The sequence below is a fragment of the Azospirillum sp. RU38E genome, from assembly GCF_900188385.1.
In the GTDB taxonomy this organism is placed as follows: domain Bacteria; phylum Pseudomonadota; class Alphaproteobacteria; order Azospirillales; family Azospirillaceae; genus Niveispirillum.
Genome location: NZ_FZOI01000009.1, coordinates 43,988 through 55,967 on the forward strand (window position 1 = coordinate 43,988; position 11,980 = coordinate 55,967).

9 protein-coding genes are annotated in these 11,980 nt (G+C 64.0%); 2 read left to right on the forward strand and 7 right to left on the reverse strand.

Translation table 11 applies throughout. The annotated features are described in order from the left end of the window. Positions 1-22: 22 nt before the first annotated feature. The 6 genes from CHB97_RS15550 to CHB97_RS15575 all read right to left on the reverse strand — a co-directional run bounded on the left by CHB97_RS15550 (position 23) and on the right by CHB97_RS15575 (position 7,986). A complete protein-coding gene (locus CHB97_RS15550) occupies positions 23-1,543 on the reverse strand; it encodes an alpha/beta hydrolase domain-containing protein (RefSeq protein WP_200819970.1) in 1,521 nt (506 codons plus the stop codon). A 54-nt stretch (positions 1,544-1,597) separates the two neighbouring features. Continuing rightward, positions 1,598-3,157 carry an indolepyruvate oxidoreductase subunit beta family protein gene (locus CHB97_RS15555; protein WP_089288907.1) on the reverse strand — a complete coding sequence of 520 codons (1,560 nt, stop codon included), beginning with the start codon at positions 3,155-3,157 and terminating at the stop codon, positions 1,598-1,600. After that, the gene (locus tag CHB97_RS15560; protein ID WP_089288908.1) at positions 3,157-5,313 is read right to left on the reverse strand and encodes an indolepyruvate ferredoxin oxidoreductase subunit alpha; all 2,157 of its coding nucleotides are present in this window, start codon (positions 5,311-5,313) and stop codon (positions 3,157-3,159) included. The genes CHB97_RS15555 and CHB97_RS15560 overlap by 1 nt, the downstream gene beginning before the upstream one ends. An 88-nt stretch (positions 5,314-5,401) precedes the next feature. Then, a complete protein-coding gene (locus CHB97_RS15565) occupies positions 5,402-6,715 on the reverse strand; it encodes a DUF4185 domain-containing protein (RefSeq protein ID WP_244559565.1) in 1,314 nt (437 codons plus the stop codon). Between the two features lie 57 nt (positions 6,716-6,772). Then, a complete protein-coding gene (locus CHB97_RS15570) occupies positions 6,773-7,543 on the reverse strand; it encodes a hypothetical protein (RefSeq protein WP_089288909.1) in 771 nt (256 codons plus the stop codon). A gap of 56 nt (positions 7,544-7,599) precedes the next feature. Then, the gene (locus CHB97_RS15575) at positions 7,600-7,986 is read right to left on the reverse strand and encodes a DUF6152 family protein (protein WP_089288910.1); all 387 of its coding nucleotides are present in this window, start codon (positions 7,984-7,986) and stop codon (positions 7,600-7,602) included. Between the two features lie 416 nt (positions 7,987-8,402). Between CHB97_RS15575 and CHB97_RS15580 the strand changes: the two genes are divergently transcribed. Further along, a complete protein-coding gene (locus CHB97_RS15580; RefSeq protein WP_089288911.1) occupies positions 8,403-9,836 on the forward strand; it encodes a hypothetical protein in 1,434 nt (477 codons plus the stop codon). 50 nt (positions 9,837-9,886) lie between these two features. Beyond that, positions 9,887-11,287, forward strand: coding sequence for a serine hydrolase (locus CHB97_RS15585; protein ID WP_089288912.1), 1,401 nt, complete (start codon positions 9,887-9,889; stop codon positions 11,285-11,287). Between the two features lie 60 nt (positions 11,288-11,347). Here the strand turns inward: CHB97_RS15585 and CHB97_RS15590 are convergent, their stop codons facing one another. Beyond that, a complete protein-coding gene (locus tag CHB97_RS15590; protein ID WP_089288913.1) occupies positions 11,348-11,977 on the reverse strand; it encodes a flavin reductase family protein in 630 nt (209 codons plus the stop codon). Positions 11,978-11,980 lie beyond the last annotated feature (3 nt).

Here is an 11,980-nt window from a genome sequence, read left to right on the forward strand (position 1 = left end):
ATAAATCCAAGATCAATCGCGCTCACGGTCGCTCTCCCGCCTGGAAATCGGCAGGGCTGGCGACCGGCTGCAGCCGTGCTGTATCCTCGGGCAGCAAAAAGCCCTGGCGGACGGCCGCTTCTGTCGCAGCCTGAAACCGGCGTTTATAGCTGGCGAAGTCGCCATAAAGCGCCTTCAGCTTGTCCCGCGCATAGGGGCGCTTGGTGTCGAACACCAGGCCGCAGCCGGTTTCTTGATCGGTCAGATAGGCGGCGGCCGGCACAGTGACCCAGGGCGGCCGCACGCCGCCCACCATGTTCCCGGTGCGCGCATCGCGGGCAATGCCAGCCCCGGCCCGCGTCAGGCGCGGCGCCTTCGGCATGGGCTGGCCCGTGCGCACCCAATGATCCATGGCGTCGAACAGGGCCGATACCACCATCTCCGCCGGTTCATCGTAGAAATGCCGGCAGTTCGGGTCATTTTCCTTGCCCACATCCGCCGGCATATCCTCCACCTCCTGCGTACCCAGATCAGCCAGACGCAGGTGGGACATGCCCGTCACCTCGTAATAGCGTAGCCGGGGCGTATCGCTGTCGGGCGGCAGGGCGATGCCTTCCAGCGCGTCATGCATCGCCTCCGACTGGCTATAGATGGTGACAAACGGGGCCGTGTCCGGCATCTGCCGGGGGATACGGATGGCATCGCCCCCCACCTCGCCAAAGGACATGCGGCCGGTCATATAGGCGTCGATCAGGGGGCCGCCATCGGGCAGGCGCCATTGCTGGTGCCGGCCCTGGTCCAGATAATCCATCCAGACCTGCGCCGTGACGGCCCAACTGTTCACGTAAACCCGCTGCACCTTCAACCCGGTCAGGGGGCCGTCAGTCAGGTTGGATTTCAGCGCCAGGGCCAGTTGCGCCCCGATCCCCTGCGATTGCGGTACAAACGGATCGGCATGATCGCCCCGCCGGAACCGCGCCGGGTCATAATAGCTGCCCAGCGGGGCATAGCGCGCATAATCGAACCGGCGCATGAAATCGAAATTCAGGTTCTGCGGCTCCGGATCGGGCGTCCAGGCCGGGTCGGTCGTTGTCTTGGGATCGGCAGCCGGCTTGTTGATGTTCAGCGTATAGCCAACCCAGGCATAGCCCCGCCGCACCAGATAATCCCGCGTCAATATCCAGCCGGCCCCCCGTTCCCCGATCCAGGTGAAGGGTTCCATGACAACGGTGCCGTTGAACTTTGCCGGGTCGGTGGGCCGGCGCACCAGGATACGGGTGATATAGGGGGCCTGGAACAACACCGCCCCCTGTGCCGTGATGGCGGGGGCGGTGCCGGAGAGATAATATTCAGCCTCCGTATAGCCAACACTTGCAAGGTCCAGATACTCCGTCCCTGGATTGGTTTCCCGCAGCGCCGAAGACAGCGGCGGCTGGTCGCTGGGCGGAACTGGCAGGATCGTCGGCAGCGGCGGTACCTCCGCCAGTGCCGCAGCGGCCCCGCCGACCAGCAAAAACAGGATGGCCAGCCCCGCCCGACGCCAGTTTTGTGTGACCGCACCCATCTTCACCTGCCAGTTCGAGGGGTTTGCCCGGTGGCGAGAGCAGCGCATCTCGGCTCAATCCAACGTGTGCAAGGTGCGGATCAGGCCGTCCAGATCGCCGCCCTCCCCATCCTTGATCGCGGTTTCCCGCAGACGCCGTGCCCAGACCGCCGCATCAAAGCGGGGCGCGATACGGCGGATTTCGGCCAGTACCTTGTCGAATTTCGACAGGCCGCGCGCATGGGTATCGGAATAGCCCTTGATCAGCCGGCGGCATTTCAGCACCTCCACCCCCAGCTCATAATTGCTGCCGACCAGATCATAGGCACAGCGCAACCATTCCTCCCGGTGGGCCACTTCCTCCGCATGGCGCAGCGATCCCCGCCGCAGCCACTGCATCCCCCCCAGCACATAAAGAACCAGGAACCAGCCAGGCGAATAGGTGCGCACCCGCCGCCCCTTATTGACCTTGCGGTCCAGCCAGCCATAAAGCCCCTGCCGGCTTTTCAGCCAGCGGGCGAAGCCCGCCGGCAACATGCCGGCAATTTCCTCCATGCGGGGATGCATGAATTCGGTGGTGCCCAGGATATGCTGCGGCCCGGCGCCAACCTCCCGCGCGATGCGGGCCCGACGGGTGGCCCGCGTCTTCAGGTCGGCCACGCGGATCACGTCATCATAGGTCATGGCATTCGCCAGATATTTGGCGGCATTCTCGGTGAAGGCATAGTGATGCGCCTCCCCGCCGGCCAGCCGGTCAATCGACTGGACATGGCCCAGAATCTCCAGATATTCCCGGCCGTAACGTTCATCCTGGTAATCCACCACCTTGCGCAGGCCTGCTTCCGCCATTGCCCAGGCCGGTTCCGGCAGCGTCTCGCGCAGGCTGGTCAGCAGCCCAGCGAAGCGGGGATCGGCGGCAGCCGGGGCCGCCTGTTTGGCCGGCGCATTCTCCAGCACCACCGGCGGCGGGGGCGGGTTGACCACCCGGTCAAAGGCGGCATCAAAGGTCTTCAGGCTGGCGGTCACGCCCTTGCCATCGCGCTTGATGACGGCGTGATAATCCTCCCGGCTGAAGGGCAAGGCGCCCGATCCGCTCAAGGCACCGAACAGGGCGGACGAAATTACGCTGCCATTGCGGACCGCCAGTTCATCCATATTGAAGATGATCTGCTGGCGGGCCGTTACGCCAATGGCTTCCACCACGGCACCGCTGTCGGCAATGCCTTCACCCGGCGCGCTTTTCTCCGATATCGCCAGCGACCGATGGTTGGAGGCGATTAGCGTCGTGCGGTCGGGCGTGACGATGCCGCGCAGGATCGACCGCCCGGCTTCCATGAATTCCGACGCCAGCACGATATCCACGTCACCCGGCGTGGGCATCTGGGCCAGGATCGGGCGCTGGCCATTGGCCGGCGGCATCATCTCCACATAATAGATCGTCGCCCCGGTGCGCTGGGCCACACCGGGAACGGAGGTTGACTGGGCAACCCAGCCGGCATCTTCCGCCAATTGCACAATCCAGCCGGACAGCACGCCGCCGCCCTGCCCGCCCATGGCCACGATGGCGATGGTGATCGGCCGCTCCGTCGCTGCACCGGCAGCGGCAAGGGGCAACCTGAGTGTCTCGTTGCGCATCAGGCTGCCTCCGCCACAATACGGCGGCGGTCGCGCCGCTGTTGCAGAAAGCCGATCAGCGCCATCGACAGCTTGGCTTTGAACCGGTCCCAGCCGGTCGGGTTATGAACAACCTCAGCCCGGTAGAAGGAGGGGCAGAGGGCCGCCGCCTCCGACACTTCCCCGCAATTGCCGCAGGCGACACAGGAATTGTCGATGGCGGCCACCGGATCGTCGCGCAGCGGATCGTCCAGTTGCTTCACCGACAAGGACGGGCAGCCGGACAACCGGATACAGGCATGGTCACCGGTGCAGACATCCTCATCCACGCCGAACCGTTCCTTGACCACCCGCTGGCCGCCCTTGATCGCCTTGGCGACCAGGGGCTTTTCCCGCCGCTGGCGGTTCAACATGCATTCGGAAGAGGCGATGATGATCTTTGGCCCTTCCTCCTTCGTCGTCAGCGCCTCTTTCAACACCGCCCGCATCCGGCCCACATCATAGGTCCGGTCCACCTCCCGCACCCAGGTGGCGCCGACACCGGCCACCGCCTTGGAAATGGGATTGTTGGTCTTGCGGTTCTTGTTGGGCGCGCGGGATGACAGGATGTCCTGCCCGCCGGTCGCCGAGGAATAGAAATTATCGACGATCAGGAAGACGCCATCATGCTTGTTGAACACGGCATTGCCGATGCCGCTGGTCAACCCATTATGCCAGAAGCCGCCATCCCCCATCACGGCGATGGAGCGTTTGCCCCCGCTCTGGCTGAAGGCGGCGGAAGAGGCAGCGCCCAGGCCAAAGCCCATGGTGGTGGTGCCGATATTGAAGGGCGGCAGGATGGAGAACAGGTGACAGCCAATATCGGCCGACACGTGATGCTCCCCCAATTCCTGCTGCACCAGCTTCATGGCGGCGAAGATCGGGCGTTCCGGGCAGCCGGTGCACAGGCCCGGCGGCCGGGGCGGCACCACCGATTTCAAATGCACCACCTTGGGATCGGCCAGAACCGGCCTGGCATCGGGCACCGGCGGCCGGTTGCCCAGCAGTTGCGGCGCGCGCTTATCCAGGAAGGCCTGCACCCCGTTCATGATGGCCTGGATCGTGTAATCGCCCGCCATGGGCAGCACGTCCTTGCCATGCAGCGGGGTCTGGATGTCGCGCCGCCGCAGCACGGTATTCAGCGCCTGTTCCAGATAATCGGGCTGGCCTTCCTCCACGATCAGCACGGCATCCTTGCCCTGGACGAATTCCGCCACCTCGCTGTCGATCAGTGGATAGGTGACGTTCATCACGTAAAGCGGCACCTGCGTATTGCCATAGGCATCCGACAGGCCAAGATATTGCAGCGCGCGGATGACATTATTGTACATGCCGCCCTGCAGGATGATGCCGACGCAGCCGTCTGCCGGCCCGAACCATTCATTCAGCTTGTTACGGCGGACGAAATCGATGGCGGCCGGCAGCCGCCGGGCGATCTTTTCCTGTTCATGTTCATAGGCGGCGGGCGGCAGCACAATACGGCCCAGATCGCGCTTGGGCGTGTTCAGCGCATCATCCAGGCTGAAGGCCGGGCGGACATTATCCTTGGCGACGAAATGCCCATGCATGTGGCAGGTGCGCACCCGCACCTCCAGCATCACCGGCGTGTTCGATGCCTCCGACAGCTCAAAGCCCTTGGCAATCAGATCGACGATACAGGTATGGTCCGGGCGCGGGTCCAGCAGCCACATCTGCGACTTCATCGCAAAGGCATGGGTGCGTTCCTGCATGATGGAGGAACCTTCGCCATAATCCTCCCCGATGATGACCAGCGTGCCGCCGGTCACCCCGCCGGAGGCCAGATTGGCCAGCGCGTCGGAGGCAACATTGGTGCCCACCGTGGATTTCCAGGCCACCGCCCCGCGCAGCGGATACATGACGCTGGCCGACAGCATCGCCGCCGCCGTCGCCTCATTGGCGGAACTTTGGAAATTCACCCCCAACTCACCCAGAATGTCCTTGGCATCGGCCAGCACATCCATCAGGTGCGAAATGGGCGAGCCCTGATAGCCGCCCACATAGGAAACGCCGGCCTGCAACAGGCCCTTGGTGATCGCCAGGATCGCCTCGCCCCGAAAGACCTCCCCGTCCCCCAGGCGCAGATGTTCCACTTCCTTGGCAAAGGAACGTTCAGCCATGTCCGCCATCCGTGGATATTGTGTGCAAATAGATATTTTAAGCTTAAAGCAAATTACAATCCCTGTCACCAGGGTGATGCGAAACAGATCAGCCTGTGACCAGATCGACGCGCTGGGCGTTGAAGGCAAAACGCGGCGTGTAACGGCGCAGGAAATCCGCCTCAATCCGGGTACGGGACAAGGGATCGGTTACCTTCTCCAGCGCCGCCGCCAGTTGCGCCTGATCGGTGGCAAAGGCGCGGATGCCGTCCAGATCCGACCAGACCAGCCAGAAGGATTTGCCATCCGCCGCCACCCAGCCCGGCGCGATGCGGGGGCCATAGGCCCGGGCCGCCGCATCGCCAGCCGGCTTCCACGCCGTCTCTTCATGGATTTGCCGCCAGGGGCCCCAGGGCGTGTCCGCCACCCACAGGCCCAGATAGCTGGGCTTGCCGAACTCCGTCCCGTCAGGGGCCACGCCGATGCCGGCGGCGGCCATCATGTAAAGGCCCAGCGCCTCATTATAGACAACGCTGGGCAGCCAGGATTCCAGCACCAGATCGCCGGGGAACAGGTTGGTGTAATTGACCCAGCCGCGCGGGAAGACATGCACGGGCACCCGCGCGGCGATATCCCGGCGCCAATTGGCCCCACCATCGGCCCGGTGACCGGCAAAGAATTCATAGGCGTCGCGGTCCAGCAGCCGCGCGATGGGCACGCGGAACATCACCAGTTCATTCATCGTCCCATCGGTATTGCCGTTGGGGCTGTAGACATAGATATAGCCATCGCGGTTGGCCGCATAATCCCGGCCCATCTGCAAGATGGACAACAGGGAGAAGCACCCGTCCGGTTCCTGGAAAAAGCTGAAGCGGCCGCGCGTCTGCTCCGCCCAATCCTCCCAGATCACGGGGGTGGAACCGTCGCGGTTGCGCCAAGTCCGGCCGCCATCGTCGGAGAAGACCAACTTCGCCCCCGTCCAGTGGCGCGGCCGATCCTCTGCCCTATCCAGTGTGCTGATGAACTGATAGAGGCGCCCGCCCGCGGCCAGCAGGCCGGACCCATAATAGACGGTCGCCCCCTCCGGTCGGGTCGACCGGTTGATGACGGGATAGGTTGCCACCTCCGCAAAGCGCGCCTTATCCGGCGCACCGCTGATGGTCCACAGGCGTGTATTATAAAAGGCGGTGGGCGGATCGGCCCAGCCGGAACCGTCATTGACGCCCACCACCTGCGGTCCCTGCCGGGTCCAGGTCATATGGTAACCGTCGCCCAGGCTGGGGGAGCGCAGGATCGTCTCCTCCCGCCGCGTAGCCGAGAGAATGTCAACGCGTCGCGGGGCGGCCAGAACAGCGGGAGGGCCAAGCGCCGGCACGGCCGCGGCCGCCAGCACCTGTTTCAGGAAAGTGCGTCTGTGCGGCATGATGCCTCTGTTCATCTGGGCGATGGCGGGCCGCCAAGCCGGGCGGCCCGCACCCGGTCACTTGATTTCGTCCAGCGACTTCATTTCCACCTTGCCGTCAGGGGTGACCTTGAACAGCGGGTCTTCACGCTCACAATAATATTCCATGATGCGGTAATTGTGATCGCGCTTATAGCCGTAGGTGAAGCGGTACGGCTCCTCCAGCATCTTGGGATCTTCGATGGTGATCTGATTTTCGATCAGGTCCGGCCCGGTCAGGCGGATGCGTTCCGTAATCACCATCTCATTGCTGTGCGGAATTTCGAAAAACTGCACATCTTCCTTCACCCCGCGGGTGGTAATGATCAGCGTGTCCTTTTCCCAATGGCCGACCGACATACCGTAATAGGAGGGGATCAGCTTGTTGGCCGGCGGCATCGGCTCGTTCAGATAGACGCGCCGGACCTGGGCCAGATATTCCCCCAGCACCGTCAGGCGGCCCTTGGTCTGCAAGAATTCCAGCGGGAAGATCGCACCCATCAGCATGGGCATCCCTTCGGGCATACATAGGGTGCTGGGATCAACCAGCGGGGTGCCCGCCTTCAGCATGGCATCGCGCTTGGCGCGCTGCGCCTTCCACTGGCTGGCATAGGGTTCCTTCAGCTTTGGCCCCCCACCCGGCACCGGCAGTTCCAGGAAGGTGTTTTCCTCCCCCGCAAACGGGTCGGGATAGATCTGCCAGACACCGGTGATATCCGGTTCCGCCGCCGGCTTCGCCGCGCGCACGTCGGCACCCACGCCCATCGCCACCAGGGCGACGGCGAGCATCATCGATTTCACTGCCCGCATTACAGGCCTCCCAGCCTTTTGTGCTTATTATCGGTGCCCCAGTGCGGGGGCGCTCCTCACCAGCCGCTCAGTGTACGGCCATCGGGAACCTTGATGGTTTTCAGCATCCCGCCGGGGCGGCCATCGCGCAGGGGATAATAATCAATATCCACCGTGTCACCGGCCTTGATGGTCGTTGCCTCCCAGCCGCCGGCCACCATCATATTCACGCTGCTGCATTCCAGGGCATATTTGGTCTTGCCCGTGGGGCCATCGACGCTGACCACGACAAAGGAATGCGGGTTGGCGAAGCGGAATTCACTGACGGTGGCCTTTTGCAGCTGATCCACCTTCGTCTGATCGAACATTGCGAACGAATGGTGAGCCAAGGCCGGTGCCACAACCAGGCCGGCGACAAGGCTCACGCCGACGATCGCCGATACCGATTTCTTGCTCAGTCTCATCAATCAACTCCTTGTTCATGTTGCCCATCCGCCCCCGCCTTGCGCGCCGGACATCCGGCCGGATGATCTGCTGCCGGCCCGATTTACCCGCGGGCCGGGCGGTATCGCATCCCGTCAGGGACACCCCACCCCCTGCCGGCCGCCGCCGGTCATCAGGGGCGGCCGGCTTGTCGCCAGATACCACCAGAGTATGCAGAATGGTTGACTTAGCGTAACATTTGCCCCGTTCCGGGGGAGTTAATTACAGTTCCGAAACCGTTACAGACCCCGTTCACCGGGACGTTTCGGCAATTGGGGCTGGATTTCCAGGCCCTGTGACAGCGACAGTCGGGCGGGCGATGCTTCACAATGGTGTTGTCACCGCACGATCGGCTACAGTCATTCCTATTGGTCGCGCGATGCTGAAGGTTCACCGCATGAAGCCATGGTCCCCCCCGAACATCCCACCGGCCCAAGCGGCCGCCAGCAGGGCCGAGAGCGAGGGGGATGGGGACGCTTCACGGGAGGAGCTGTTGCGCCAGGCCGCCCAGACCCTGCGGGAGGAGCTGGGCGGCAAACGGTCAGACAAGCTGCTGCGCCTGTTTGATTTCCTGCTGGAACGGACGCTTGAATCGCGCCCGCCGACGGAACTGGAAATCGCCAACGCGGTCTTTGCCAGCGGGGAGCCGCTGGACGCACCCAAGGATTCCACCGTCCGGGTCTATGTCCACCGCCTGCGCAAGATGCTGGAAGAAACCTATCGGGATCAGCCCGGCCCCCGGCTGATGATCCCGGTGGGCGAGTACAGCATCAGCCTGATCGGTGTCGCGGCAGCAACCCCCGCCCCGGCAGCAATGGCGGAACCGGCAGCGGCCGAACCAGCCCCCGCCGCCGCCCCGCCCCGGTATCCGCCGCAGGCCGGTCGGCTGGCGCTGGCCGCCATCGGCCTGCTGGGTCTTTGCGCTTTGCTGTTCTTCATGCTGACCAGCCAGGGGCCCCTGGCGGCCGACACCCCGGCTGCCAGCCTCTGGCAGCCGCTGGCCAGCAGCGACCGGCCGATCACCATCGTGATGGGTGACTATTTCCTGTTCGGGCAGAACGGGGCGGAGAAGCCACCCGCCGGTGCGCCCCCGCGCCTTGTCTGGGAACGTTCCGTGCTGGTGCGGGAGGATCTGGACATCTATCTGATGCATAATCCCACCGCTGGCGAACGTATCACCGGTGCGCGTGAACAATATATCTCCTCCGGCACCCTGCAGGCGCTCGAGAAGATCAACAATACCCTGCGCAATCTGGAAGGCGGGCGGGCGCGATCGGTCCGGCTGATCGCCGCTTCCCAACTGACACCCGACATCTTCAAATCCTCCGACGTGGTCTATGTCGGGCTGCTGAGCGGGTTGAATGTTCTGCTGCGCGACCCGCTGTTCCAGGTTTCCGGCTTTGCGCTGGATGATGGCTTGACCGACCTGATGGACAAGGCCACAGGGACACATTACCAGTCCGACGGGGTGGTGCTGACGGAAGAACGCATCCCGCGCATGGATTATGGCTATATTGCCAGCCTGCCCGGCCCTGCCGATAACCGCATCATGGTGATTGCCGGCATCCGCGATCCCGGCCTGCTGGAAATGGCGGAACTGGCCAGCGACCCGGCGCGGCTGGCCACGGCCAGCGCCTTGCAGGCCGACCAGCCATCACATGGTTTTGAAGCCCTTTATAAGGTGCGCACCATGGGAACGGCCAATCTGGGGGCCACGCTGGTGCTGCGCCGCGACCTGCAAATCCAGGGCATCTGGGACAGGTCGAAGGCGCTGACCGGCCCTGGTGCCGTACCCGCCCCGCCGGAACGGCCAGTTTCGCCAAAGGATTGACCGGTTCGGCAATTGTGCCGAACGGGGGATGGCTGCCAGAAATGGCCCTTATGAAAAAGCTCAGACATCTCCTGGCCGCCCTCCTGCTGACCGGGCTGGCGGCTTCCATAGCGGCAGCGGAACCGGTGGACGATTATATCGCCGCCGCCCTGGCCCGCGATGCCAATCCCGGCCTTGGCCTGACCATTGTGCGCGACGGGCAGTTGCTGCGCGCCCAGGGCTATGGGCTGGCCAATCTGGAACATCAGGTGCCGGTGCATCCGGACACGCTGTTCAAGACCGGCGCTGTCGGGATGCAGCTGACGGCGGTGGCCGTCATGCTGCTGGTGGAAGATGGCAAGCTGCGGCTGGATGATTCTATCCGCCACCATCTGCCAGAGGTGCCCAAAAGCTGGCAGCCCATCACCATCCGCCAGTTGCTGAACCATAGTTCCGGCCTGCCCGCCACGCCCAATGGTGATTTCCGCGCCGATTATACGGAGGCGGAGCTGCTGGGCATCATCGCCAAGCAGGATTTGAATTTTGCGGCCGGCAGCCGCTGGCGCTTCTCCTATGCCGATTATATCGTGCTGGGCTTTCTGGTGAAGCGGGTCAGCGGGCTCTATTACGCGGATTTCCTGCGCCAGCGCGTCTTCACCCCGCTGGGGATGCGCACGGCCAGGGCCATCAGCGACCTGGACGTGATCCCCCACCGTGCCGCAGGGTATGAGACGCGCGAGGGCCAGTTGCACAATGCGGAATGGATCTCGGCCACGGCCAATTCCACCGCTGACGGCTCGCTTTATCTCTCCCCGCTGGATTATGCGGCCTGGGCCATGGGCATGGACGGGCGCCGGGTGCTGACGGCGGAATCCTGGGCGCAGATCGCCGCCCCCGCCCGGCTGGCCAATGGCTGTACCCATCCCTATGGGTTCGGTTGGTATCAGCGCGGGGAGGGTGAAAAGCAGGCCTGGTGGCATTCCGGCAGTTGGCAGGGCTTCCAGACCCATGTGGTGCGCTATCCGGAACGCAAGCTGACCGTTGCCATCTTCGCCAACAGCGACAGGGCTGATGCGGCCACCTTGGCGCGGCATGTCGCCGGGCTGGTGGAGCCCGGCTTGGCCGACACGCCCGTCACCCCGATATCCGACGCCGATCCCAAGGTGACGGCGCGGGTGCGGCAATTGCTGGCGGATATCGCGGCGGGCAAGGTGGCCTATGCGGCCTTTACCGATTATGCCAAGCTGGATTTCAGCGAACTGATGGCGGAATACGGCAAGACGCTTTCCCCCCTCGGCCCCCTGCAGGAGCTGGCCCTGTTCGACCGGCAGGACCAGTGCGGCGAGCTGCGCTATCGCTACCGCGCCCGCTATGAGGGGGGTGTGGTGGAACTGTCCGTCACACTGACCGCCAATGGCCGCATCGGTAATCTGGTACTGACCCCGCTGCCGGCCTGGGACGCGGCGGGTTAAGGGGCTTTAAGGCGGGCCGTTGGACATCGCTTCTGTGCCCAACGTCCCGCCCCTCCAACGTCACACCCCGCGATCCACCCACTCCGCGTAACTGGGCCGGGAGAGCTGGAACAGGTCGGTGCAGCGCGTGTACCAGCCGGCCCCATGCATCCGCGCCACCAGCGCCATGGCCAGCGTATCGACATGCAGGCGCTGGGCATCGACCAGTTCATCGCGGATATGGAAATGCAGCACCTGCCCCAGCACCACGGTGGACAGCCCGGCATCGACCGACTGAAACAGCCGGCATTCCATGGCCACCGGGGCCGAGGCGATGCGCGGCGGCGTGATGGCGGTGGATTGGGTGACGGCGATACCGGCCTGCGCCAGCTCGTCAAAATCCGGCGGGGCGTCGATGCAGGTGAAATTCATCGCCGCCGCGTCCGCCTCCCCGACCAGATTGACCACAAACTCCCCCGTATCCAGGATGTTCCGGGCGCTGTCCTTGTAGCTGCCATCCGGGCGACGCATCAGCCCGATGGCCACCAGCGGCGGCTCCGACCCCATCATGTTGAAAAAGCTGTAAGGGGCGGCATTGCGGATGCCGTCGCTGGAACAGGTGGTCAGCCAGGCAATTGGGCGCGGCGTGATGGCCGCACTCATCAGCTTGTACCGGTCGGCTGCCACCATTTCTGCAAAATCGAAATCCATGAT